General features: G+C 68.1%; 22 protein-coding genes and 1 riboswitch. Of the genes, 11 read left to right on the top strand and 11 right to left on the bottom strand.

All coding sequences use genetic code 11. The annotated features are described in order from the left end of the window. Positions 1 to 2: 2 nt before the first annotated feature. The 3 genes from HDA44_RS16360 to HDA44_RS16370 all read right to left on the bottom strand — a co-directional run bounded on the left by HDA44_RS16360 (position 3) and on the right by HDA44_RS16370 (position 2,721). Positions 3 to 764 carry a GntR family transcriptional regulator gene (locus tag HDA44_RS16360; protein WP_184835309.1) on the bottom strand — a complete coding sequence of 254 codons (762 nt, stop codon included), beginning with the start codon at positions 762 to 764 and terminating at the stop codon, positions 3 to 5. A gap of 74 nt (positions 765 to 838) precedes the next feature. Then, on the bottom strand, positions 839 to 2,215 hold the full coding sequence (locus HDA44_RS16365; RefSeq protein WP_202887395.1) for an amino acid permease: 1,377 nt from the start codon (positions 2,213 to 2,215) through the stop codon (positions 839 to 841). A gap of 173 nt (positions 2,216 to 2,388) precedes the next feature. Further along, entirely contained in the window at positions 2,389 to 2,721 is a 333-nt protein-coding gene (locus HDA44_RS16370) for a chorismate mutase (protein ID WP_184835313.1), read from the bottom strand. A gap of 73 nt (positions 2,722 to 2,794) precedes the next feature. Beyond that, positions 2,795 to 2,882, top strand: a riboswitch (ZMP/ZTP riboswitch). A 69-nt stretch (positions 2,883 to 2,951) separates the two neighbouring features. On the opposite strand from HDA44_RS16370, the gene folP reads away from it, so the two are divergent. From folP to HDA44_RS16395, 5 genes are all read left to right on the top strand, one after another. Further along, positions 2,952 to 3,746: a dihydropteroate synthase gene (gene folP / locus HDA44_RS16375; RefSeq protein ID WP_238353093.1), complete on the top strand. Its 795-nt coding sequence runs from the start codon at positions 2,952 to 2,954 to the stop codon at positions 3,744 to 3,746. Between the two features lie 87 nt (positions 3,747 to 3,833). Further along, positions 3,834 to 5,009 carry an FAD-dependent oxidoreductase gene (locus HDA44_RS16380; protein ID WP_184835315.1) on the top strand — a complete coding sequence of 392 codons (1,176 nt, stop codon included), beginning with the start codon at positions 3,834 to 3,836 and terminating at the stop codon, positions 5,007 to 5,009. After that, the gene (locus tag HDA44_RS16385; protein ID WP_184835317.1) at positions 5,006 to 5,638 is read left to right on the top strand and encodes a DUF3159 domain-containing protein; all 633 of its coding nucleotides are present in this window, start codon (positions 5,006 to 5,008) and stop codon (positions 5,636 to 5,638) included. The genes HDA44_RS16380 and HDA44_RS16385 overlap by 4 nt, the downstream gene beginning before the upstream one ends. 2 nt (positions 5,639 to 5,640) lie before the next feature. After that, positions 5,641 to 7,815: an alpha-galactosidase gene (locus HDA44_RS16390; protein ID WP_337906820.1), complete on the top strand. Its 2,175-nt coding sequence runs from the start codon at positions 5,641 to 5,643 to the stop codon at positions 7,813 to 7,815. 28 nt (positions 7,816 to 7,843) lie between these two features. Then, positions 7,844 to 8,452, top strand: a complete 609-nt coding sequence (locus HDA44_RS16395) for a TetR/AcrR family transcriptional regulator (RefSeq protein WP_184835321.1) — start codon at positions 7,844 to 7,846, stop codon at positions 8,450 to 8,452. A 24-nt stretch (positions 8,453 to 8,476) separates the two neighbouring features. Here the strand turns inward: HDA44_RS16395 and HDA44_RS16400 are convergent, their stop codons facing one another. Continuing rightward, a complete protein-coding gene (locus tag HDA44_RS16400) occupies positions 8,477 to 9,865 on the bottom strand; it encodes a serine hydrolase domain-containing protein (RefSeq protein ID WP_184835323.1) in 1,389 nt (462 codons plus the stop codon). A gap of 31 nt (positions 9,866 to 9,896) precedes the next feature. Next, on the bottom strand, positions 9,897 to 11,009 hold the full coding sequence (gene menC, locus HDA44_RS16405; protein WP_337906045.1) for an o-succinylbenzoate synthase: 1,113 nt from the start codon (positions 11,007 to 11,009) through the stop codon (positions 9,897 to 9,899). Positions 11,010 to 11,160: 151 nt separating this feature from the next. Between menC and HDA44_RS16410 the strand changes: the two genes are divergently transcribed. From HDA44_RS16410 to HDA44_RS16425, 4 genes are read left to right on the top strand one after another with little or no spacing between them, the layout of a single operon-like run. After that, positions 11,161 to 12,660 carry an amidohydrolase gene (locus tag HDA44_RS16410; protein ID WP_184835325.1) on the top strand — a complete coding sequence of 500 codons (1,500 nt, stop codon included), beginning with the start codon at positions 11,161 to 11,163 and terminating at the stop codon, positions 12,658 to 12,660. Then, a complete protein-coding gene (locus HDA44_RS16415) occupies positions 12,657 to 14,135 on the top strand; it encodes an amidohydrolase family protein (protein ID WP_202887396.1) in 1,479 nt (492 codons plus the stop codon). The genes HDA44_RS16410 and HDA44_RS16415 overlap by 4 nt, the downstream gene beginning before the upstream one ends. Before the next feature lie 16 nt (positions 14,136 to 14,151). Further along, on the top strand, positions 14,152 to 14,979 hold the full coding sequence (locus tag HDA44_RS16420; RefSeq protein WP_184835329.1) for a M55 family metallopeptidase: 828 nt from the start codon (positions 14,152 to 14,154) through the stop codon (positions 14,977 to 14,979). A 30-nt stretch (positions 14,980 to 15,009) separates the two neighbouring features. After that, complete coding sequence (locus tag HDA44_RS16425) at positions 15,010 to 15,816, top strand: M55 family metallopeptidase (protein WP_184835331.1); 807 nt, start codon at positions 15,010 to 15,012, stop codon at positions 15,814 to 15,816. Here the strand turns inward: HDA44_RS16425 and HDA44_RS16430 are convergent. From HDA44_RS16430 to HDA44_RS16455, 6 genes are read right to left on the bottom strand one after another with little or no spacing between them, the layout of a single operon-like run. Further along, positions 15,806 to 16,603: an ABC transporter ATP-binding protein gene (locus tag HDA44_RS16430; RefSeq protein ID WP_184835333.1), complete on the bottom strand. Its 798-nt coding sequence runs from the start codon at positions 16,601 to 16,603 to the stop codon at positions 15,806 to 15,808. The genes HDA44_RS16425 and HDA44_RS16430 overlap by 11 nt on opposite strands. Continuing rightward, positions 16,596 to 17,621: an ABC transporter ATP-binding protein gene (locus HDA44_RS16435; RefSeq protein WP_184835335.1), complete on the bottom strand. Its 1,026-nt coding sequence runs from the start codon at positions 17,619 to 17,621 to the stop codon at positions 16,596 to 16,598. Before HDA44_RS16435 ends, HDA44_RS16430 begins: the two co-directional genes overlap by 8 nt. A 2-nt stretch (positions 17,622 to 17,623) precedes the next feature. Then, positions 17,624 to 18,487, bottom strand: a complete 864-nt coding sequence (locus HDA44_RS16440) for an ABC transporter permease (RefSeq protein ID WP_184835337.1) — start codon at positions 18,485 to 18,487, stop codon at positions 17,624 to 17,626. Further along, positions 18,484 to 19,488 (bottom strand): ABC transporter permease, encoded by a 1,005-nt coding sequence (locus HDA44_RS16445; protein ID WP_184835339.1) that lies wholly within the window; start codon positions 19,486 to 19,488, stop codon positions 18,484 to 18,486. The genes HDA44_RS16440 and HDA44_RS16445 overlap by 4 nt, the downstream gene beginning before the upstream one ends. Next, positions 19,473 to 21,044, bottom strand: a complete 1,572-nt coding sequence (locus tag HDA44_RS16450) for an ABC transporter substrate-binding protein (protein WP_184835341.1) — start codon at positions 21,042 to 21,044, stop codon at positions 19,473 to 19,475. The genes HDA44_RS16445 and HDA44_RS16450 overlap by 16 nt, the downstream gene beginning before the upstream one ends. Positions 21,045 to 21,062: 18 nt before the next feature. Continuing rightward, the gene (locus HDA44_RS16455; RefSeq protein WP_202887397.1) at positions 21,063 to 22,166 is read right to left on the bottom strand and encodes a M20 family metallopeptidase; all 1,104 of its coding nucleotides are present in this window, start codon (positions 22,164 to 22,166) and stop codon (positions 21,063 to 21,065) included. 262 nt (positions 22,167 to 22,428) lie between these two features. On the opposite strand from HDA44_RS16455, the gene HDA44_RS16460 reads away from it, so the two are divergent. Together HDA44_RS16460 and HDA44_RS16465 are read left to right on the top strand one after the other, a co-directional pair. Further along, positions 22,429 to 23,268 (top strand): GNAT family N-acetyltransferase, encoded by an 840-nt coding sequence (locus tag HDA44_RS16460; RefSeq protein WP_184835343.1) that lies wholly within the window; start codon positions 22,429 to 22,431, stop codon positions 23,266 to 23,268. 147 nt (positions 23,269 to 23,415) lie between these two features. After that, the gene (locus HDA44_RS16465) at positions 23,416 to 25,092 is read left to right on the top strand and encodes a PucR family transcriptional regulator (RefSeq protein ID WP_184835345.1); all 1,677 of its coding nucleotides are present in this window, start codon (positions 23,416 to 23,418) and stop codon (positions 25,090 to 25,092) included. The last annotated feature ends 20 nt before the right edge of the window (positions 25,093 to 25,112 follow it).

Raw genomic sequence — 25,112 nt, forward strand, 5'->3', positions numbered from 1 at the left:
ACTCACTCCTCACCCTCGAGCTGCTCGGTCAAGCGGATGACGTACTCGGCGCGATCGGCGCGAGTGTGGTGCTGAAGCAACATCACGGGTACGCCGTGGTGGTCGGTGTTGATTCCGTTGACGACCAGAACCGGCGTACCCGGCGCGATGTCGAGCCAGCGGGCGGTCTCGTCGTCAGCCGCCGCGGCCGAGAATCCACGTTCGGCCCGGATCACCGGGAGCCCTTGGTCGGCGAGCACCGACGTCAGGCTGTTCACCCCGTCCCAGTCCGCCGGCGCGACACCGACCGGCATCAGCACGGTCGACAGCGACCACGGCGGACCGTCGAGCAGCCGCCGGAAACGGAATCGGGCCAGCGGCGGTTTCCAACCGCGAGGCACCCGGCTTCTGGTGTCCGCGTCCAGATCCCGCAGCCAGACCCGGGAGGACTCCAGCAGCTCGTGGGTGACGGTCAGCCCGCGCGCGGCCATACTCTCGGCCAGCCCGGCGTGACTGTCGTCGATCCGATGCCGCACCGACGCCTCGCGGACGAAACTGCCGACGCCATGCTCGGTCCGGATCACGTTCGAACGCGCGAGCTCCGACAGCGCCCGGCGCACGGTCAGCCGATTGACGCCGTACGCCTCGGCGAGCTCCTTCTCCGGCGGCAACTTCGCCCCCGGAGCGAACTCACCGTGCTGGATTCGATCGGTGAGATCACCGGCCAGTTCGCCGTACAGCGCTGCTCCCCGGCGCCGCAGGACCGCCGAGCCTCGAGTCGCCATGATCATCAGTCTGGTAGATGTCTACACATCTACCAGACCTCGATCCATGAACAATGCATGAACTGACGTGGCTGCTACGAGACCTTTGCGTGGTTGTCGGGGGTGGAACGGCGGGATCTGCGGCGGGTGAGCAGGGCGGTGCCGAGGACGGTGAGGGCGATGACCGCGGTGGCGCCGAGGTTCAGGCGCTGGTCGGATTGGGTGGCCATGAAGACGAGCATGACGGGGATGACGATGACCACCGCCCAGGTCAGGTACGGGTAGGCCCACATGCGTACCGGCAGCGGGGTGCCTGAGCTGTCGAACTTGGCGCGGAGGCGGAGCTGGGAGACCGCGATGACGAAGTAGACGAGCAGCGCGATCGCGCCGGAGGTGGCCAGGAGTACGCCGAAGACCTTTTCGGGGAAGAGGTAGTTGCAGATCACGGCCAGGAAGCCGACCGCAGTGGACGCGAGGACGGCACCGCGCGGTACGCCGCGGGAGGTGGTCTGGACGACGATCGCCGGCGCCTGGCCGCGTTTGCCGAGTGAGTAGATCATCCGGGACGCGGTGTACAGCGCCGAGTTCAGGCAGCTCGCCACGGCTACCAGCACGACCAGGTCGACGATGACCGTCGCGCCGGGTACGCCGAGTGCCTGCAGCGCGGTCTGGTAGGAACCGTTGGTGGCCAGGCCGGGCTCGTTCCACGGCACGATCACGACGACGAGCAGGATGGACGCGAGGTAGAACAACGCGATCCGCCAAATCACCGAACGGGTCGCCTTGCCGACCTGCTCGTCCGGGTGGTCGGACTCGGCGGCGGCGATCGTCACGATCTCGGTACCCATGAAGCTGAACATCGTCACCAGGACCGCGGCCACGACCGCGCCGAACCCGTTCGGCAGGAAACCTCCGGTGTCCCACAGATGCTGGATCCCGCTGTGGTCCGAACCGAACACGCCCAGCACGGCCAGTACGCCGATCCCGATGAACCCGATGATCGCGATCACCTTGAGCAGGGCGAACCAGAACTCGAACTCGCCGTAGTTCGCGACGCTGAACAGGTTCGTCAGGGTCAGACCCAGCGTCACCGCGAGCGCCCAGACCCACTTCGGTACGCCGGTCCAGCCCTCCAGGATCGCCGCCGCCGCGGTCGCCTCGACCGGAATCACCAGCACCCAGAACCACCAGTACAGCCAGCCGACCGTGAAGCCGGCCCAGGACCCGATCGCGCGGTCGGCGTACACCGAGAACGAGCCGGTGTCCGGGTTCGCCGCGGCCATCTCGCCGAGCATCCGCATCACCAGGACGACGAGCGTCCCCGCGAAGGCGTACGCGATGAGTACGCCGGGACCGGCTTTGCTGATCGCCGTACCGGACCCGACGAACAGGCCGGCGCCGATCACGCCGGCGATGCTGATCATCGTGACGTGGCGGCCTTTCAGCCCCGCGGACAACTCATCGACAGCCACGTCGTACTCCTCGCAACGATGTTCCGGCCGCCCGGGCGGATCGGCTCCGGCGAACATCCTGGCAGCGAAAAGGCTCAATTCGCATCCGAACCGCCACCAACCGTGCACTAACAGTTACAGTCATCGACCGCTGACAGCCGACCTGGGCGCCAAGAGAGCGTCGCGACCGCCGATCAGGGTTTGGTGGCTTCGGCGATCTGCTCGTGGTGGCGGATTACCTCGCTGATGATGAAGCCGAGGAGCTTCTCGGCGAAGACCGGGTCGAGTTTGGCGGTTTCGGCGAGGGCGCGCAGGCGAGTGATCTGGCCGGCTTCGCGGGCCGGGTCGGCCGGTGGCAGGGCGTGTACGGCCTTGAGGTGGCCGACCTGCTGGGTGTACTTGAAGCGTTCGGCCAGGATGTGGACGAGAGCCGCGTCGAGGTTGTCGATGCTGTCGCGCAGCCGGTCCAGCTCGGCGCGGATCGCCGGGTCGACATCCTGCGGGCCGGCGGCGTTGCTCGTGGTCATGCGGTTCAGCATAAGCAGCCCATCCAGGCCCGCACCGAGCACCACCGGGTTCGCTTGCCGGCCGGTAAGGTGTCGGGTGGGTCGTGACTGGCGTCTGGATGGGTCACCATCGTGGAGCGACCCCGTCAGCTGACGCTGTGCCGCGCGCCTGGGCCTCTGGGACATTCTCTGGGAGGCACAGCGTGGTGTATGACTTCACTCCTTCGGCACTGTCGACGGTACGGCCCCGGCTGGTCGGGATCGTCAACGTCACCGCCGACTCGTTCTCCGACGGCGGCCGGTTCCTGGCAACCGAGGATGCGCTGGCGCAGGCGTGGCGATTGCTCGCGGCCGGCGCGGACATCATCGAACTCGGGGCGGCCGCGAGTCATCCAGGCGCCGAACGGGTCAGCGTCGACGCGGAGATCCGCCGTTTGGCCGACGTACTGGACGAGTTGGTGACTGCCCGCGTTCCGGTGTCGATCGACTCGTACGCACCCGAGACGCAGTTGTACGCCGCGGCCCATGGCGCCACCTATCTCAACGACATCCACGGCTTCCCGGACCCGGAACGGTACGCCGAACTGGCCGACAGCGGATGCACGCTCATCGTCATGCACGCGGTCCAGCACCGTGGCCCGGCGACGAAGGTGCGGATCGACCCGCCGGCCGTACAACAAGGGATCGACCGCTTCTTCCGCGACCGGCTCGACGCGCTGCAAGCAGCCGGCATCAGTCGCGACCGCCTGGTCGTCGATCCCGGGCTCGGCTACTTCCTCAGCAGCGCGCCCGAGCCGTCGATCATGGTGCTGGCCGGGCTCGCGGACCTGAAGGCCGGCTACGGCCTGCCGGTCCTGGTCTCACCTTCCCGGAAGTCGTTCCTTCGCACGCTGACTGGCAAGGACCTCGCCGACATCGGGCCGGCGACCCTGGCCGCGGAGCTGTACGCGGCCGGCCAAGGCGCGGACTTCATCCGTACGCATGACGTCGCCGCGCTCTCGGACGCGCTGACGATCTTCACCGCCCTGGCCAAGGGACGCGCGTAACCGGCATTTCTTCATCGAGCGATGGGGTTTACTCGCGGACGCCTGTACCGTTAACTTCATCAAGTGATGAAGAAAGGTGTGGGGCCGATGAGAGTGATCGTGGTCGGGGCCGGACTCGGCGGGTTGACGCTGGCCCAAGGTCTGCGCCGCGCGGGGATCGACGTCGTGGTCTACGAGCGGGAAGAACCCCGCGGCCGCCCGCAAGGCGTCAGCATGCATTTCGACGACCGGGGCATGACGGCGCTGCGCGCGTGCCTGCCGCCGGGGCACGTCGCGATGGTCGAGGCCACCATGGGCGGACCGCGCGAGCAAGCTCTGACCTTGTCCGAAACGGACGGCGAGCTCACGGTCGAGCGGAGCCAGTCGCTCGACGGGACGAAAGGGCCGGCTCGGCCCGGCCGGCAGGTCGACCGGCCGTTGCTGCGGGCGGTGATGCTGACCGGGCTGGAGGACACGGTGCGGTTCGGGGCGCCGTTCGCTCGGTTCCAGCAGCTTGCCGACGGCACTGTCCGGGCGTGGTCCGCCGATGGGCGTACGGAGGTCGCGGACGTACTGGTCGGCGCGGACGGGATCGGCTCGGCGGTCCGACGCCAGTACCTGCCGCATGTGCAGGTCGTCGACACCGGAAAGCGCATGGTGATGGGCGCGACGCCACTGCGGCGCGTGGTCGGTACTGGTCTGCCCGAGCTGATCGGTCACAGCGCGGCCCGGGCGCAGGTGCGCGGGACGATGATGGCGATGGGCATACTGCGGTTCACGCAGCCGCCGGTCGCGGCGCGTACGGAGTGCCTGCCCGGCCTGGACTCCCGCGCGGTCGCCGACGCCGAGGACTACGTGATGTGGGCGCTGCCGGTGACGGAAGAGCAACTCGGTACGGCCGAATCACCCGCCGCTGTCTGGGGTCAGGCGCAGGAATTGGTCTCCGGCCTGCCGGAGACATTGCGGACGCTCGTCGACTCGGCGTGGCCGGACCGCACAGTGGTACTGCGGAACGGGATGATCCCGCCACCACCGGTCTGGCCGGCCGGTTCGGTGACACTGATCGGCGACGCCATCCATGTAACCCCTGGCTTCGGCGGCAACCTCGCGATGCAGGACGCGCACCGGCTCTGCGCTCAACTGGTGCAGGCCGCGCGCGGCGAGAAGGAATTGCACGCCGCGATCGCCACCTACGAAGACGTGATGCGCCACGAAAACTTCACCACCCCCGCCGCATCCCGCCCGGCGGAGGCAGCAGTGGTGTCGCGGGGGTCGGGCGGATGAACTTCAATCTGTTGACGCAGCAGTCGTTGTCCTTGTTCAGTGCGTTGGGTGGCTGGCGTACGCTCGCGGAAGCCATCGCGTCCCGGGCGGTGTTCCTGGTCGCCTACCTGATCACCGCGAACGTCGTGGTCTCCGCGCTGATCGCGGTCGGTGCCGTGTGCATCTTCGCGGTGGCCCGGGTCTGGACCGACCGCAAGTACTGGCAGGCCGCAGGCGGGTTGTTCACGGTCGGAGTGTCCTCGTTCATGGCCGGGAGCAGCGGGCAGGCCGTCAACTTCTACCTCACCGGCGTACTCGCCAGCATCGTCGGCGGCGCAGTGTTCCTGGCGTCCATGCTGGTGGGACTACCGCTGATCGGCGTGGCAGTGGGAGCGGCGCGCGGCGACCGGTTCGGCTGGCGGCGGGATCGTGCGAGCCGACGGCGCTACCAGCTGTGTACCGCGGTCTTCCTGGCGAAGTTCGTCATCGGTGCGGCCGTGATGGTCCCGCTGTACCTGACCGAGCAGGTGGTCCCGCTCGGGATCGCCAGCACCTTGCTGACCATGCCCGCGCTGGCCGGCTGCGTGTACGTGAGCTGGCGAATCCTGCGCGCGAGCGTGGCGCCGATCGAACCAGGGAGAGTCGCTTGAACGTGCAAGTCAGCCACAGCGGCATCACGCCGACGTCCGCGGAGGTACCGGACTTTCCCGTACTCCGAGTCGACAGCGACCGGCTCGTCTACCAGGAAGCACTGATCAACGGTCAGTACCTCGGCGCCCACCTGTCGGCGATGGGACGGCCCAAGCAGCGCCTGGAGATCTGGCAGGACCTGCAGGGCGGAGCCACCTCCGACCGTCCGCTCCGGACCAGACAGCACGCCTTCATGCTCGAGATCGACGGCCAACTACTGACCGACCGCTGGGAATGGACCGGCTCCCACACCGACGGCGTACACACGGTCGTCGCGCTCCGCCATCAGCAGCGGCCAGTGGCAGTGGACGTTCACACCAGCTGCGACGGCACCTCGTTCTTCACCCGCCATCTCGTCATCACCAACACCGGAGATCGCCCGTGTGCCATCGCGAAAGTGGCACCGTGGTCCGGCCTGGCCTGGAGCGCCGGCGACAAGGGCGTACTCGCGCCGGAGCACTTCTCCTCGGCCGACGTGGAACTGCAGGCCCTCCCACACTCGGCGTTCACCCTCGGCCGGATGACCGATTCGTCCTGGGCGAACGAGGGCGCGTTCGACTGGGTACCACTGCCGGCCGGGCGTTCCGGCATCGAAAGCATGCGCGGCCATTCCGGCTTCGGCGCACCGTCGTGTTTCCTGCGCAACGAGGCCACCGGAGAGTTGCTCGCCATCGATCTGGCCTGGTCGGGAAACTGGTCGATCACCCTGTTCAACGACTTCGAGCCGGCGCGTCGTCCGCGCTGCGACGCGCGTGCGTACGTCGAGGTTGCTCTTGCAGGCCCGGCGCCACTCCGCGTCCTCGAACCGGGTGAGTCGGCCGAGACGCCCAAGGTCCACGTCGGCGCGTTGTTCGGCGACCTCGATGCCGCGATCCAGGCGCGCCACCGGCACATCCGTACGAGTGTCGCTCCCCCGCAACCGCAAGGCGCGCAACATCTCGTCGAGCTCAACACCTGGGCCGCCGCGCAAGGCCAGATCACCGAGGAACAGCTCTACGCCGAGATCGACCTTGCCGCCGAACTCGGAGCCGAGCTGTTCATGCTGGACGCCAACTGGTTCGGCAACGCGGCGAGCGATTGGATCGACGGTCTTGGCGACTGGAACCAGGAAAGCCCGCTGCTGACCAAAGGCGTCCGCGCCGCCCTCGATCGGGCGCGCGAGAACGGTTTACGCGCCGGTCTGTGGGTGGAGCCTGAGCGCGTCGGCAGCAACAGCAAACTCCTTGCGGACAAGCCGGAATGGTTCATGCACCGGCGCGGGCAGGTCATTCCGAATCTCGATCTGTCCCAGCCCCAGGTGGCGGAGTACTTCGAGAACACCATCACCGAAATCATCGACCGGTACCAGCTCGACTGTTTCCGGATCGACTACAACCTCCGAGTCGGTGAGGGCGGCGAAATCGACCGCGATGGTTATACCGAGAACATTCTGTGGCGCTATTACGACGCGCTCTACAAGGTCTTCGACACTATCCGCGAACGGTATCCGAAGTTGCTGCTGGAGAACTGTTCATCCGGCGGCGGCAGAACCGATCTGGGCATCATGTCGCGATTCCACTGGACGCAGGTGACCGACCACTTCGCACCCGCCCCTACCGCGCGGATCCTCAACGGCGCCACGATCACGTTGCCGCCAGAGCTCTGCCAGCCCTACCCGGGCCGGGGCGCCCAAGGCGTGTCCGACATCGACTTCCTGATCCGCGTACGGCTGTTCGGCCACTTCAACTTCGGCGCGAGCTTCCCGGCCGTACAGGATCGCAACCCGGCGACCTGGGAACGCTGGCGGCATGGCATCGAGCTGTACAAGGACTTCTGCCGTCCGCTGCTGCCCACCTCGCGCATGTTCCACCACACCCCGATCCAGCGGCAGACCGAACCGGGCGAGTGGATCGTCTGGGAGTGCGCCGACCCGACCGGCGATCGCGCGTACGCCGGCATCTTCCGGCTGCAAGCAGCCGAAGGCGACTCGTACCACTTCCGTCCCCGCGGCCTGCGTACCGACCGCGCGTACCGGATCCGCTACGACACCGCCGGATGGGATCGCGAGCTCGACGGCGGGGCGTTGATCGACAACGGAATCCGCGTACCGGTCGCGTCCGCGCTGACCTCGGAACTGCTGCTGATCGAGGCCGTCTGAAAAGAAAGCCGCGGGTATTGTCTTGGCCATGACGGAAGCGACACCTCCGGGCCGGCCCGGCCGCTGGCGTTCAGGAGCGGAGAGCAAGCAGCGGATCCTCGACGCTGCCCGCACCCAGTTCCTGCTGCACGGCTACGCGGGCACCACGGTCCGCGCCGTCGCGGCCGAGGCCGGCGTCGACCCGGCGATGGTCTTCTACTTCTTCGGCAGCAAACAAGGCCTGTTCGGTGCCGCCGTCAACCTGTCCGCCGCGGTACCGCCGGCGATCGAATCGATCTTCACCGGCGGCTTGGACGGCATCGGCGAACGCATCGTCCGGACTCTCGTCAGCAACCTCGACAAGTCCGACCGCACCCCGACCGCCATGCTCGCCTGGCCGGCCGCACCCCCGAACGAGTCCGGCTCACTCCTGCGCGAGTTCATCGACCGGGAAATCACCACCCGCCTGGCCGACCTCCTCGACACCCCGGACGCCAAGGTCCGCGCCGGCATGGTGAACGCCCAGATCCTGGGCCTGACGGTAGCCAGATACAACGTCCGCCTCGAACCCATCGCCTCCGCCACCGTCGACGACCTGGTCACCTGGTTCGCCCCAATCATCGAACAATGCCTCACCGGGAGCGCGACCCCGACCTGATCGCCGAACCGGCGGCAGCCGAGCTCAGGTTCGGGTCAGTTGCACCCAGTGGGTGCGGCAGTCGGACATTCGGCCGGCTGGTTCGCCGCGGCGGGTTGCACGGGCGGCGCCGGTGGCGGTGTGCTCCTGGAGGTCGAGACAGATCGTCGTCTCGGCGCTCTTGGCGCAATCCGCGGTCGGCATGCGCTGTGGCAGGGTCAGGTTGACCTCGAACACGTCGTCCGGCCCGGGCGAATCGACGACGGCGGTCACGGTGGCTTGATCGGCGATCGAGCCGTCCACCGATCCGTCGGCGTCAACCTTCAGGTACAGCGGTACGTCGCCCTCGTATGTACTGATGACACCGGACCAGCCGCCGGCGCCGAGCCGCGGGCCCCGCGATAGCGGCGGGGAGGAAATCGGCGGCGTGAAACCCGGAACGAGGGAATCGAGTACCGCGTTCGACACCGCGCGGGCGAACGTCAGGCTGCTGCTTCGGTTGATGAGTACGGACACCGCGACCTGGTGCTCCGGGACGATCACAAGCACGGCACCGACACCACCCATATCGCCACCGTGCGACAAGATCGTCGTACTCCCGCTTCGCCGGATGCCCCAGCCGAGCGTGTAGCTCTCGCCACTGCTGTCCTCCGGCAAGCCCGGGGAATGCGCCTGCTCGATGCTGTCGGGTGTCAGTACGGAGTTCGTGCCGCAGTGCGAAAGTCCGAACCGCACCAGATCCTCGGCGGACAACCAGGCCAGCGAGGCACCGCGGTGACTGGAGTCGAAGTCCGGGTACGGACCGAAGGGTTCCTTCGGATAGGGCCGGGCCGGCGGCGCAATGCCCCGATAGCGGGCGCCTACCCGACCCGTCGACGCTCCGACGGCCTGGAAGATCTCGCGCCTGACGAACTCCGCGGGGTCCTCGCCGGTGACGGTCGCGATCACCTGATCGCACAGCCCGTAACCGAGGTTGGAGTACTCGAACGCGCTTCCGGCCGGACGGAACAGGAGACCGTACCGCTCGACCGTCTGCGCGAAGGGCGGGCGGCGATCGCCACGATCGGCATAGTAGAAGTCCCAGTACGTACCGAGCCCGGCCGTGTGGTTCAGGGTCTGCCGGATAGTCGGAGCCGCACCGGCCGCGGGCGTACGCGGCAACCGCAGTCCCCCGAGGAGTTCCTCGATCGGCTGATCCAGGTCGAGCAGGCCGTGCTGGGCCAGCAGCACCACAGCTGTCGCCGTGATCGGCTTGGTGACCGAGGCGAGCAGGTACGCCGTGTCGCGCGCCGGCCTGATCCGATGGACTCGGTCCGCGAACCCGTACGACCGAGTGTCGACGACCGCGTCGCCCACCCCGATCGCGACCGAGATCGAGGGCAGGTGCTCTCGCCGGAGGAGCCCTTCACACAGCTCGTCGACAGCGTCAGGCATCAACGATCACCTCCTGACCATGTTCGCCGAATCATGGCGCCGGGATCCACTCCCGGCTCACGGTAAATTCCTTCAGCCGCCCCTCATCCGGTACGGCGCCCAGACCCGGCCCGGTCGGCACCGGGACATGCCCATCACGCAGTACGACCGGCTCAGTGATGTCGTTTGCATAGAACCGGTCGGACGCCGACGTGTCGCCGGGCAGCGTGAAGCCGGGCAGGGACGCGAGCGCGATGTTGGCATTTCTGCCCAGCCCGGTTTCGAGCATGCCGCCGCACCAGACAGCGATGCCGTGGGCCGCGGCGAGATCGTGGATTCGCCGGGCCTCCAGGTACCCGCCGACGCGACCGGGCTTGATGTTGATCACCTGCGCGGCCCGCATCGCGATGGCGTCGGCGGCGGCGGCCGCGGAGATGATCGACTCGTCCAGGCAGATCGGGGTCGAGATCAGCCGCGCGAGCTCCGCGTGCTGCCGCAGATCGTCGTTGGCCAGTGGCTGCTCGATCAGCAGCAGCCCGAACTCGTCCAGCCCGCTCAGGTGGCGCGCGTCGCTCAGCCGGTAGGCCGCGTTGGCGTCCACCTGCAACAGGACATCGGCCCCGAAGCGCTCCCGTACCCGCGCGACCGGCTCGAGGTCCCACCCGGGCTCGATCTTCAGCTTGATCCGCGGATAACCCTCGTCGAGGAATCCCCCGACCGTGTCGAGCAGCTGCCCGATCGACGGCTGGATCCCGATCGAGACGCCCGCGGGAATCCTCGACCGGCTGCTTCCCAGGTACTCCGCGAACGGCCGGTCCTCGGCCCGGAGTTGCGCGTCCAGGACCGCCATTTCGACCGCGGCCTTGGCCATCCGGTGACCGCTGATCGGCTCCAGCACGCCGGCAACCGACTCGGCCCGGATGTCCCCGTCGGCGACCAGCCGCGGCAGCAAGAATCTGCGAATGACGTTCGCGGCACCGTCGGTGTACTCGCTCGAATAGAGCGGGTCGCGGCCGGCCACGCATTCGCCCCAGCCCTCGCCGTCGGATCGCACCCAGCGCAGCAGCAGGATGTCGCGCGCCGTCTCGGACCCGAAGGACGTCCGGAAGGGCTGCTTGAGTGGCATCGTCACCCGCACCAGTTCCACGCCGATCAGCTTCGCCACCGTCTCGTCACTCCTTGTACGTCGACCTGCCGTGGCTGCAAGTCAACAACGAACCGGGCGGTGGGCGATTCGTGGAGAGCTACCCAATCCGGGCCGCAGGTTCGTAGATCGGTCCACAGATGCGCGGACCCGGAGCTGCGATCGTGACGCCATGACAACGACGACTTCCGCGCTGCCCGCGGATCTGATCCTCACCAATGCCTTCGTCGTCGGTGCGGCGAAGGATGGCGTCAGCCGCGACCTGGTCATCCGGGCCGGCCGGCTCGTGTCGATGCGGCCTTCGGGTTCTGCTCCGCTCCCGTCCGCGCCGACCGTCGATCTCGACGGCCGATTCGTGCTCCCGGGGCTCTGGGACAATCACGTACATTTCACCGAATGGGTCTCCAGCAGCAACCGGATCGACCTGTCCGGAGCACGGTCCGCGACCGAGGCCGTCGCCCTGGTCGACGCGGCGCTCCGGCAACGGGACGGCAACGACCGGCCTCTGGTCGGGCACGGCTTCCGGGACGCGCTCTGGCCCGACCTGCCGCACCGTGACCTCCTCGATGCCGTCGCTCCGACCACCCCGGTCTGCCTGACCAGCGGCGATCTGCACTGCGCCTGGCTCAACAGCGCGGCGCTGAAGGTACTCAACCTCGAGTCCTCGCCGACCGGCGTGTTGCGCGAGAGCGCCTCCGAACCGGCGACCGAGTTCGCGCAGCAGCAGAGCCGGGCGGACGGCCCTTCGGTACGCGCGGCACTCGACGCGGCGGCGGCCCGTGGTGTCGTCGGCGTGATCGACTTCGAGTTCGCCCCGAACCTTGACGTCTGGGCCCGCCGGTACGGGGGCGCGCATCATCCGATCCGGGTCGAATGCACCGTCTGGGAGGAGCATCTCGAGGATGCCATCGCCCGCGGGCTCCGCACCGGTGACGTCCTGCCCGGGACCGCCGGCATGGTCACGCTCGGCCCCTTCAAGGCCCGGGTCGACGGCTCGCTCAACACCCGCACCGCTTACTGCTACCACGCATACCCAGGCATCACCGAAGACCCGCGCGGACTGCTCCTGGCCGAGCCCGAGCGGCTGACGGAGCTCATGCACCGCGCCACCAGCAATGGCATCGACTGCGCTATCCACGCGATCGGCGACCGCGCCAACAGCATCGCCCTGGACGCCTTCGAGACCCTCGGCGCCCGCGGGACGATCGAGCATGCCCAGCTGATCTCGGAGTCCGACTTCGAGCGATTCGCCGAGCTCGGCGTGACGGCGAGCATCCAGCCCGGGCACACCCTCGACGACCGCGACGCCGCCGACCGGCTGTGGGCCGGCCGGACCGGGCGCTCGTTCGCCTTCGGCTCATTGGCGGCGGCAGGCGCGGACCTCCTGCTCGGCTCCGATGCCCCGGTCTCCCCGCTCGACCCCTGGTACGCGATCGCGAGCGCTGTCCGGCGTTCCGGCGACGAACGCCCGTCCTGGCACCCCGAGCAGGAGCTGACGGTCGCCCAGGCGCTGAAGGCAACAGTGCGTACTCGGCGTCGGCTCGGCGTCGGCGACGTGGCGGACATCGCCATCACCGAACTCGACCCGTTCGACTGCACCGCGGCCGAACTGGCGGAGATGCCGATGTACGGCACCCTGGTCGCCGGGCAATGGACCTGGCAGGCCTCGTGACCGCCTCCCCAGGCGGCGAGGAGCCGGTCGACCTCGCCCTGGTCGGTGGTCGCGTGATCGACCCCGAAACCAACCTCGACGAGGTGCGTACGGTCGGCATCACCGGCGGGCGGATCAGCTGGCTCCGGCCAGAGGTACCACTGGCGGCGAGAACCATCGACGCGACCGGCCTGGTCGTCGCGCCCGGATTCATCGACTTGCACAGCCACGCCCAGTCGTTGGTGGGCGCGCGGCTGCAAGCGCTCGACGGGGTGACGACCGCTCTCGACCTGGAAGCCGGCCGGTTCCCGGTAGCGACCTCGCTGGACGCCATCGCCCAGGAGAGCCGGCCGATCAACTACGGCTTCTCGGCCAGCTGGTCCGCGGCGCGTTGCGCTCTGGTCACCGGGGAGCAACTGCCCTTGGGCACCGTGCTGCCTGCCTTCGACAGTTGGCAGGCGCCGCTGACCGGGCGGCCGGTGGATGAACTGATGGCTCTGCTGGAGTCCGAGATCGCCGATGGCGCGCTCGGGATCGGCGTCCTGCTCGGCTACGCCCCGGAAGTGACCCGCGCCGAGTACCTCGCGCTCGCCCAACTGGCGCAGACCCACGCGGTACCGACGTTCACCCACACGCGGTACCTGTCGAATGCCGAGCCGGGCTCCTCGCTGGAAGGGATGCTGGAGGTCATCGGGGCAGCCGCCGCGACCGGGGCCCACATGCACATCTGCCATCTGAACAGCACGTCCTCGCGGCAGATCGACCAGATCGTGATGGCCATCGAGCGAGCTCGCGAACGGGGGCTTGCGATCACCACCGAGGCATATCCGTACGGAGCCGGTGCCACGCATGCCGACGCGGCCTTCCTCGATCCGTCGAACCTGTCCCGGATCGGGATCGGCCCGACCGCGATCCTGGCCTTGAAGACCGGCCGCTTCCTGCGCGACGTCGACGAACTCGTCCGTTTGCGCGCGGACGAACCTGACGCGGAAGTCATCATGCACTGGGCGGACGAGAAGAAACCGGCCGACAGAGAGCTGCTCCTGCGCTCACTGCTGCTGCCGGACACCGCCATCGCGACGGACGCGATGGACCCGTCGCTGCACGGCGTCCCGCTTCCGAGAGACGAGTGGCCGCTGCCGGACGGCGCGCTGACGCACCCGCGCTCGGTCGGCTGCTACGGCAAGGTGTTCCGTTGGATCGTCCGCGAACTCGGTGCGCTGACGCTGCCGGAGGCGGTGCGGCGATGCTCGCTCCGGCCGGCCCAGATCCTCGCCTCCGTCTCACCGGCGATGCGGCGCAAGGGCCGCGTACAGGTCGATTGCGATGCGGATCTGGTCGTCTTCGACCCGGACACGTTCGCCGACCGGGCGGACTACGCCGTGCAGCGACCGTCGACCGGCGTGGCACAGCTCTTCGTCGGCGGCACGCAGGTCGTACGCGACGGCGAGCTCGACCTGGCCGCGCTGCCCGGACGCGCGGTCACCGGGCACTAAAAGGAAAGGAAACTCGATGCGGGTCTACATCTCGATCGATCTGGAAGGCGTCGCGGGAATCGCGGACCGCCGGCAGGTGAATCGCGGCACCGATGACTACGAGCACTCCCGTACGCTGATGGCCGGCGAGGCGAATGCCGTCATCGCCGGCGCGTTCGACGCCGGCGCCGAGGTTGTCGTGGTCAACGACTCGCACGGCGACCTGTGCAATCTGCGACCGGCCGATCTGGACGATCGGGCCCAGCTGCAGATCGGTTCGGTCAAGCGGCCGAACGGCATGACATACGGGATCGACGCCGGCTTCGACGCGGCGATGTTCATCGGCTATCACGCGATGGCAGGAACGGCCGGCGCGGTCCTGGAACACAGCTTCTCCAGCGCCACCGTGGCCGATCTGCGGGTCAACGGCGCGTCCTGGGGCGAAACGGAGTTCAACGCCGCGATCGCCGGCGGCGCGGGCGTACCGGTGGTCCTGGTCAGCGGGGACGACGCCGCCTGCGGGCAGGCCGCCGCGGCCCTGCCGGGGGTGCGTACGGTGGCCGTCAAGCAAGGTCTGGGCTATCGATCCATGCGCAGCCTGTCGCCGGCCGAGGCCCGGAACGTGCTGACCGAGAACGCCGCGGCGGCCCTTCGCTCGCCGCTGCCGGCCGCGTTCGCGCCGGAGCCACCTTACGAACTCGAGATCGACTTCCTGACCACGTCGATGACCGAGTACGCCGCTGTCGTACCCGGCGCGCGCCGCCCGCGACCACGGACGGTCGCGGCGACCGCCACCAGTACCGAGGAGCTCAACCGTTACCTGGCGAGCTTCCTCGACCTGGCCGTGCACGGGCTCGGCATCTAGTTCTGACCGCCTTTGGAAGAGGAGTGCAGCATGCGGGTTTACATCTCCATCGACATGGAGGGCATTGCCGGTGTCACCACTGCCGATCAGGCCTATCGCGGCGGGCACAACTACCCGCGCGCGCAGCAGCTGATCACGGCTGAAGCGAATGCCGCCATCGCCGGCGCGTTCGACGGCGGTGCCACCGAGGTACTGATCAACGACGCGCACGGCACCATGGACAATCTCCTGCCGGACGAGCTGGACGAGCGTGCGACGCTCCTGCTCGGCCGGCCCAAGCCGCAATGCATGATGCAGGGGCTCGAGTCCGGGCACGACGTCGCGATGCTGCTGGGCTATCACCCGGCGGCGAACGAGCCCGGCATCTTCTCCCACACGCTGTCGGAGTGCTTCGCGCGGTACCTGATCAACGGCGAAACGGCGTCCGAGGCCGACGTCGCGATCCTCCAGGCCGCCGCACTGGGAGTACCGGTGGGTCTGGTGACCGGCGACGACCAGATCTGCCAGTGGGTCGAGAAACGTTATCCGGGGATCGCGACGGCGAGCGTCAAGCAGTCCGTCGGCCAGCTGAGCGCCGTGAACCTCCATCCCCGGCGCGCCTGCGAGCTGATCCGGACCACGGCCGGCGACACCGTCCGGCGCCTAGGTGCATTCCAGGTACCGCCGGTGCCGGAGCGACTGCACCTCCAGGTGACCCTGCAGCAGCCGGCGCACACCGAGATCGTTGCCATGATTCCCGGCGTACGCCGCCTCGATCGACTCACCGTGGAAGCGGACCTCGCGACCCCCGACGACCTGGTCGCGCTCACCACGGTGATGTGGGAGCTCACTCCCTGAGCAGGTCTCCCGCCCTCGGCACCAGCGAGGGCACGGCCGCCAGCAGCCGCTCGGTGTACTCGTGCTTCGGCGCGGTGAGCACCGAGTCGGTCGGGCCCGACTCGACGACCCGCCCCTCGTACATGACCGCGACTCGTTCACTGACGTGCCGGACGACCGCGAGATTGTGGGAGATCAGCAGCAGCGCAAGGTTGATCTCCCGGCGCAGATCGGCGAAGAGATTCAGGATCGAAGCCTGGACCGACACGTCCAGAGCAGACACCGGCTCGTCCGCGACCAGGAGCTCCGGCTCAGGCGCCAGCGCCCGCGCGATGGACACCCGCTGGCGCTGTCCTCCGGAGAGCTGCCTTGGATGCGCATCCGCAAGGGCGGCCGGCAGCTGCACCAGGTCCAGCAACTCACGCATCCGGGCCCGCGCGGCCGTGCCTTCGGCCCGGCGATGCACGCGAAGCGCCTCAATGAGGGTCTGACCAACGGTCATGGTCGGATTGAGCGACGAGTACGGGTCCTGGAAGACCAGCTGGACCACCCGCCGCTGGGACAACTGCCGCCGCTGCCCGACCTCGGTACCGTTGATCCGGATCGTGCCCGAGCTGTGCGGAAGCAGACCGACGACGGTACGCGCCAAGGTCGACTTGCCGCAGCCCGATTCACCGACGATCGCCAGCGACTGGGTGGCGCCGACACTGAGGCTGACGTCGTCGACGATCCAGCGCTGATCACCTTCCCGCCGCCGGGCCTGGCCGTAGCGGACCTTCAGGTGTTCGACTTCGAGCAGCTCAGGCATCCTTGATCACCGGTTCCTCCTCGACGGATCGGGCCACGACGTCCTGATGCACGCACCGGCAGCGCCGTTCACCCGACCCGAAGGACAGCAGCGGCAGTGGGGCCAGGTTTCCTTCGGTACAAAGGGCATCGCTGAACGTGCAGCGCGGGGCGAACCGGCAGCCACGACTGGCCTGGGCCGGATCCGGAGGCAGGCCCGGAATGGAATGCAGCCGGTCCCGGGAGACGACCAGATCCGGCGCGGAACGCAGTAGTCCCAGCGTGTACGCGTGCCGTGGCGCGCGGAAGATCTCCGCGGTACGGCCGGCCTCGACGATCTGGCCCGCGTACATCACCGCCACCTGCTCGCAGAGCTGGGCGACCACGGCGAGGTCGTGCGTGACGAAGACGACGGCCAGTTCATTGGACACCCGCAACGACTCGATGATCTTCAGGATCTGCGCCTGGGTGGTCACGTCCAGCGCCGTCGTCGGCTCGTCGCAGAGCAGAATCCGCGGCGAGCAGGCCAGCGCGGCCGCGATCATCACCCGCTGCCGCATGCCGCCCGAGAACTCGTGCGGGTACGCCCGCGCCCGGCGGGCAGCATCAGGGATGCCCACTTCCGACATCAGCCCGACGGCACGCTCGTACGCGGCCTTGCGGGACAGGCCCAGCTCGAAGCGCGGCGCCTCGGCGATCTGCGCGCCCACCGTCATCACCGGATTCAGCGCGGTCATCGGGTCCTGGAAAATCATCCCGACCTGCCGCCCGCGGACGGCCCGAAGATCGCGCGCGGTGGCGCCGGCCAGCTCGCGCCCCTCGAAGTCGATGCTGCCCGCGCTGACCTCGACGCCGCGGGGCAGCAGCCCGATCAGCGATCGCAGGGTGAGGCTCTTGCCACTGCCGGACTCGCCGACCAGGCCCAGCGTCTGGCCGGCCTGCACGCTCAGCGAAACGTCGTCGACCAGGGTCACCGGATTCGGCCCGACGGTCGAGATCGTCAGGCCCTGAACCGTCAGCAACGGATGCTCCGCGGCCATGATCACTCGCCTCGCAGAATGTCGGCCAGGCCGTCGCCGCACAGCGACAGCGCGAACCCGACGATGATCACCGCGATCCCCGGAGCGGTCGCGATGATCCAGTGACTGGTGAGGAACGGCGTCCCGTCGGCGATCATCGATCCCCATTCCGGCGTCGGCGGCGCGATCCCCAGCCCGAGGAACCCGAGGCCGACGATCGCGATGATCGTTCCGACCACGCTGGACATCGCGTACACGACGGCCTGGGTCAGGACGTTGGGCAGTAGGTGGCGGAGCAGGATTCGCCGTCGGCTGTAGCCGAGACTGCGCGCGGCCAGGACGTACTCGGCGTGCTTCTCGCGGAGCACCTCGCCACGCACGATCATCATGTACGCCACCCAGCCGAGAATCGTGAAGGACACCAGCACGCTGGTCGTACCGGAGCCGAGGACGAACACCAGCGTGATCACCAGCACCATGAACGGGAACGCGAGCACGATCTCCGCGATCCTCATCACGACCGTGTCCACCAGGGTGCCGAAGTACCCGGCGAAGAGCCCGAGCAGTACGCCGATGACGAACGGCGCGACCACGGCCAGCAGGCCGACGGGAATGTCGATCCGGATCGAGTAGATCAGCCGCGCCCACACGTCCCGGCCGAGCTGGTCGGTCCCGAGCCAGTGCGCGGCCGATGGGCCGGCCAACGGATTCGCCGCGTCCTGTGCCAGCGGGTCGTGCCGGGTCACCAGCGGAGCGAAGACACCGAGCAGGCCGATGAACACCAACAGCCCGATCCCGGTCGACAACGAGAGGTTGGTACGCCAGCGCGGCCGGACGCGACGCTTGGTGAGAGCTTCGGCCGGGACCCGGTTCGTCAAAATGATCATCGCAACCCCACCCGTGGATCGAGGACGGCCCGGACGAAATCGGTCAGCAGGTTGACGATGATCACCAGCACCGCGAAGACCAGCGCCAGACCCTGGACGACCGGGAAGTCGCGCCGCGAGATCGAACTGACCAGCAGGTTGCCCAGTCCGGGTACGGCGAAGACCGATTCCACGATGACCGACCCGCTGACCAGCCCGGCGATGTTGAGGCCGAGGATCGTGATGGCCGACACCGCGGCGTTCCGCAGTACGTGCCGGGTCAGCACCCGGGACTCCGAGAGGCCCTTCGATCGTGCCGTCGTGACATAGTCCGAGCCCAGCACCTGGAGCATCTCGGCCCGCAGCGCCCTGATCAGCAGCGGCGCGATCCCGATCGCGACGGTGAGCGACGGCAGGATCATCGCGGACAGATGAGCGACGGGACCGTTGCCGAAGCCACCGACCGGGAACCACCGCACCTTGATCGCGAAGGTCAGCACCAGGATCAGGCCGACCCACGGCGCCGGCGCGCCCAGTCCTATTTGGCATCCCAGCCGGATGATCTGGTCGACGACCCGCGACTTCGTGAGCGCCGCGGCGGCGGCCACCGGTACCGAGATGATCACCGACATCAGGCAGGAGACGACGATCAACCAGGCAGTCGCCGGGGCGTACGAACCGATGATCGACAGCGTGGACTGCCCGTAGAACAAGGACGATCCCAGATCGCCGTGCAGTACGCGGCCGAGGTACCGCCAGTACTGCACGGCCAGCGGGCGGTCCAGGCCCCACTCGCTGCGCAGACTCGCGATCGCGAGCGGGGTCGCGCGGTCACCGAGCGCGGCCCGGGCCGGATCGCCGGGAATCGCGTGCATCAGCAAGAAAGTCAGGATCGTCACGCCGAAGGCAATCGGAATCGCCTGGAGCACCCGCAACGTCAGTGCCATGCCGCGACCTGCTCCACCGCTCTCGCGTACGCGGACGCGAGTGCGCAGGAGCGCGGTCGTCAACGGCTGAGCCATGTCTTCTCCAGGTGGTAATCACCCGTCGACGGCACCTCGAAGTCGTGTACCCGCTGAGACATCGCGTAGCTCCAGGGCACGTAGTACAGCGGAACGTACGGCAGCTCTTCGTTCAGCTTGTGCTGCAGGTCCGCGTACGCCGCGGTCTGCTTCCCAGGATCGGACATCGCGATGGATTGCTTGCCGAGGTCAACCACCGCCGGATTGTTGTACCCGGCAACTTTGGCGTAGCCACCGACCGCCGGATCGGACAGCGTGGGTACGTTCTCGGCGGTGTCGGGGATGTCGAGGCTCAGCTTGCGATGGCAGATCTCGTACTTGCCCTCGTCGATCAGCGACCACAACGTGGTGGGGTCGAACTGGCTGATCTTCACCTTGATGCCGATCTCGGCCAGGTTGGTCTGGATGGACTGGGCCACCGCGGACTGCACGGCGTCACCGCCGTCGATCGAGTACGTGAGCTCGAAACCGTCCGGATACTTCGACTTCGACAGCGCCGCCTTCGCCGCCGCGACATCGCGCTGCGGCGCGGTCAGCGTCTGGTCGTACCCAGGCCACTTCGGAGCGAACATCGAACCCGCCGCCTGCGCGTGGCCGAACAGTGCGAGCTTGATCAGCGCGGGCCGGTCGACGGCGTGCGAGATGGCCTGGCGGACGTTGAGGTCGGACAGATGTGGCGTGGTCGTGTTGAGCAGCAGGAAGTACACCAGCGTCGAGTCGAAACTCTGGACGGTGATGTTGTTCTGGCTCTTGAGTTCGTCGAGTTGCGACCAGGCCGGCGACTCGACCACATCGGCCTGCTGCCCGCGCAGTTGCAGCGTACGCGTCGAATCGTTGCTCACCGTGGTGAGTACGACCTTGTCCAGGTACGGCTTCCCGGACTGCCAGTAGTGCTCGTTCCGGTCGAGGACGACCTCGCGCCCGACGGCCCATGACGTCATCACGAACGGACCGGTCCCGACCGGCTTCTTGAAGAACTCCTGCTCGCTACGGCCACCGAACTTGTCCGGCACGATGCCATTGCCGTAGAAGGAAAGTACGCCGCGCATGTCGGTGTAGGACTTGGTAGTGATCACCACGGTCTTCGGGTCCGGCGCCGCCACCGACTTGATCGCGACATTGATCCACCCGGTGTCCTTGGACTTCGTGGTGCGATCGATCGAGAACTTGACGTCCGCCGACGTCATCGGCGAGCCGTCGGCGAACTTCACCCCGTCCCGCAGCGTGAACGTCCAGGTGAGCCGATCCGCCGACAAGGTGTGGGCAGTGGCCAGCCAGGGCTCGGCCGTGCCGCTGGTCGAAGTCCGGTACAGGCGTTCGTAGACATTGCTGACCATCCAGATCGCCTCGTTGTCGCCGATGTGCGCGGGGTCCACGGCCAGGATGTCCGCGGCCCGGGCGACGGTCAACGTGCCGCCCCGCACCGGGCTTCCGCCGCCGCCACCCTCGGCGGGCGTACCGGCACAGGCCGTCAGCAGCGGGCTGGAGAACAGGGTGAGGCCACCCAGGACGAATGCTCCCTTGAGAAATTCACGCCTACCGGTTTCGTGAGTCATTGTCTGGGCTCCTTGCTCTCAGGGGGCCGGCCTCAGCAGGCCGGTCAGCAACGCGATTCGTTGCGGGATGGCGTCGATGACGACGTGTTCGTGGTCGGCATGAGCACCGGCACCGACCGCGCCCAGGCCATCTAGCGTCGGCGTACCGAGAGCGGCCGTGAAGTTCCCGTCCGACACCCCGCCGGCGGAGATCTCCGTCAGCTCGCCCAGGTCGCCCGCGCGAGCGATGGCCACGGCTCGCTCGAAGAGCGCCCGGGACATCGTGTGTTCCAGCGGAGGGCGGTGATCACCCTCCACTTCGAGCCGTATCCCCGGTGTCACCGGGACCAGATTCTCCAGCTGGGTACGGATCTGGGCCAGCTGGTCCGTGGACGCCGAACGCACGTCCACCCAGACCGAGCCGGAGTCCGGAACGGTGTTTGCCGTCGTCCCCGAAGTGAAGACCGTCGGCGTCACCGTGGTCTGGGTCTCCGGATCTTGGTACGTGGCGATCCGGCGTACTTGCTCGGCGAGTTCGAGAGTGGTGTTCAGGCCCTTCTCGGGTTCCAGTCCGGCATGCGCGGATCGGCCGATCGCCTTCACCACGTACCGCGACATCCCTTTGCGTGCGGTCTTCAGCGCGCCGCCCGGGCCACTCGGCTCGGTGACGAACACGGCGGACAGTCCGGCCGCCTCGGCTTCGATCAGGTCCCGCGAAGTCGGCGCCGAAATCTCCTCGTCCGCGGTGAGCAGGATGGTCAAACCGTCTCGCAACGCGACCGGCAGCTCGGCTACCGCGTAGAACGCCTGGACGATTCCGGCTTTCATGTCGAAGCACCCCGGCCCACGCAGTACACCGTCCGAGACCGACCACGGGTGGTCGCGCAGACTGCCGACCGGCCAGACGGTGTCATAGTGGCCGAGTACCAGAACCCGGCGCGGGCCCTCGCCCCACGACCAGCGCAGGTGCGACCGTCCACCCACCTCGATTAGCTCGGCCGACTGGCCCATCAGCTCGGCACCGATGTCGTCGACCAGTTCCGCGCAGCCGCTGAGTGCGTCCAGATCGTCCGACGGGGACTCCCAGCGCACCAGCGCGCCGATGTGCTCGACCACCTCGTCGACGCCGTTGCTCATGTCCATGCCAGCGGATGATATGGAGCTCCGCGACAGGCTGTCTTTGGGAGATCATACGAATCCGGCCGGTCGATTCCATCCGGTCGCCACGCCCCGATTTGCGCGATCACGCGGGTACGGACCGCGAACGCCATTTGTAGATCCCTCCCAACCGGGCCGGGGGATTTCTGCCATTGTCCCGGTGCGCGGGCGGACGCCGACAAGCGATGGTTCTGACTGCGACGCCCGGACCGGGCCGCGCAGCCGTTCAATCAAGTGGAGGAGCCCTATGGAGGTCCGCCCGGACGCCCTCTCGGAGGCCGAAGCAGCTGCCGTCGCGGCGGCACGATCGGCCGGGGTCACCATGACGACCGCTGCCTCGGTCGAACAGATCAAGGAGCTCCAAGACGTCCTGGACTCGACCTGGCAGCCGCCGCATGGGCGCTCGACAATGCCGAAAGAGCTCCTGATCGCGATGTCACACGCGGGGAACTACCTGGGCATCGCCGTCCGGGACCACCAGGCTGTCGGCGCCTCCGTCGGCTTCTTCGCGACGCCGGACCGGCAGACACTGCACAGTCACGTTGCCGCCGTACAAAAGGGATCGCGAGGACGCGGCGTCGGGTACGCGGTCAAGCTGCACCAGCGGGCCTGGGCACTCGCGGTCGGATCGGAATGGGTGGAGTGGACCTTCGACCCGTTGGTTGCCCGCAACGCCTATTTCAACATCGAGCGACTCGGAGCCGACCTGGTGAGCTACGAGGCCAACTTCTACGGCGCGATGGAGGACTCGCTCAACGCCCACAGCGAGTCCGACCGCGCGATCATGCGTTGGCACCTGCCGAAACCGGCCGGCGGAGCAGGGGTGCAATGCACCCTGGCGGAAGCGGGTCAGCTCGCTCTTGCCGTGCGCCCGGACGGCCGTCCGGAGACCGTGCACGTACGCGGGGTCGAGCCACAGCGCGTCGTCGTCCAGGTACCGCCTGACATCGAAACAGTACGAGCGGCACAACCTGAGCTGGAAAGCTTATGGCGCGTGGCTCTCCGCGACACGCTGACCGATCTGCTCGCCGACGGGTATCGGGTCACCGGTTTCCTCCGCGCGGGCGCGTATCTGCTGGAGCCCTGAACCCTGCTATTTGTGCAACCCGCCAAGATTCGGGCCACAACCCCGTAGCTCGGCACGCTTTCACGGCAGGCGTACGGATGAGACCCTCTGACCATGGCCGACCCCAGCATGCGGTCCCCAGGCGCGAATTCCTGGCACGATCTGGACATGATCCGAGCACCGCGCCCGCTGCTGGCACGGCTACTGGCCACCGTCGGCGGCGACCTGCTGCGAGCCCTGGGTCCGGACCCGGACCCAGGCGCGACCGTCGAGAGCATCGCGATCTTCGATGCCGCCGACCAGGGGGTGCCGCCGGCCGGCGCGCTGGTCCTCGGCGTGGGCGTCGGCGAGTCGGACGTTGCCGGCGTACTCGATCGAATCGGTTCGCACTCCGCCGTCGCCCTGGTCCTGCGCCTTCCGGTCGACCTGCCTGACGACGTTCTGCGGCAGGCCGACGAGGCCGGGATCTGCTTGCTCGGACTGAGTCCGTCCGTCGGCTGGCACCAGCTCATCACGCTGCTGGAAACGGTCATGAGTGCCCGGACCGAAGGCGCGTCCGGCGCCGAGACACTCGGCGGCTTCGCCAACGGTGACCTCTTCGGCCTGGCCAACGCCATCTGCGCCCTGATCGACGCGCCGGTCACGATCGAGGACCGCAGCGCCACCGTGCTCGCGTTCTCCGATCGTCAGGTCGAGGCCGACCACATCAGGATCGAGACGATCCTCGACCGGCGCGTACCTGACGTGTACACCAGCGCCGACGAAGCACGCGGCGCCAACCAGGCGATCCAGCGGTCGGTCGGTCCGGTGTACCTGCAGCCGATCGACGTCGGTGACGACCGGCCGACACTGCCCCGGATCGTGGTGGCCGTTCGGGCCGGTGACGAGTTCCTGGGTACGATCTGGGCCGTCGTACGGGAGCCGCTCAGCCCGGACAAGAACCAGCTGTTGCTCGACGCATCACGACTGGTTGCCCTGCACCTGTTGCAGATGCGCGCCGAAAACGACCTTGCCCAACGCGTACGCACCGATCTGGTGGCCGCGGCGCTCCAAGCCGGCACCGCCGGGCGGGACGCGCTGCAGCGCCTCGGCCTCGCCGACCGGCCACTCGTCGTCGCGGCCGCCACCGCCCAGCGCGGAGCCGACTCCGGCGCACTCGAAAAGCCCGACCTGCAGGCACACTCGGTCGCTCAGCTGCAGCGCACGGCGGCCGCGTTCTCGTTGCATCTGGCAATGTCCTGGCCGGGCTCCGCGGTCGCGATCATGAACGGCCTCATCTACGCGATCGTTCCGCTGCAGCGCACCGAGCAGGCCGACCTCGCGCTCGACCGCACCTGCCAGCAGTTCCTCCGCCAACGCGCGGCGAGTACGCCGTTGTTCATCGGGATCGGGCGGATGTCCATGAGCCCCGAGGAACTGTTGCGGTCGCGGGTGGACGCCGAGCGTACGGCGCGGCTGCTGTCATCCGGGATCGACGGCCGTACGGTCGCGCGATCCGTCGACGTAGAGGTCGAGTCGATGCTCTCCGAACTGCGCCACCTCGCGGCAGCCGACGGACGCGGGCCAACCGGCGCGTACGCCCGGCTCCTCGAACACGACGCGACGCGCAAGACCACGACGATCGAAACCCTCCAGGTGTGGCTGAACGCCAACGCCGACATCACCAAGGCAGCCGCGGCCAGCCACGTACACCCGAACACCTTTCGCTACCGACTCAAGCGACTCGGCGAGATCGGCAGATTCGACCTGGAAGACGCCGACGAACGCTTCGCCCTGTCCTTCCAGCTCCGCCTCTTCCCACCCACGGACTTCCCCCAACGCCCACCCGACGCCGACACTCACTGACCCGTCCCCCGCGGACGCGA

The organism is Kribbella solani (assembly GCF_014205295.1).
GTDB classification, from domain to species: domain Bacteria; phylum Actinomycetota; class Actinomycetes; order Propionibacteriales; family Kribbellaceae; genus Kribbella; species Kribbella solani.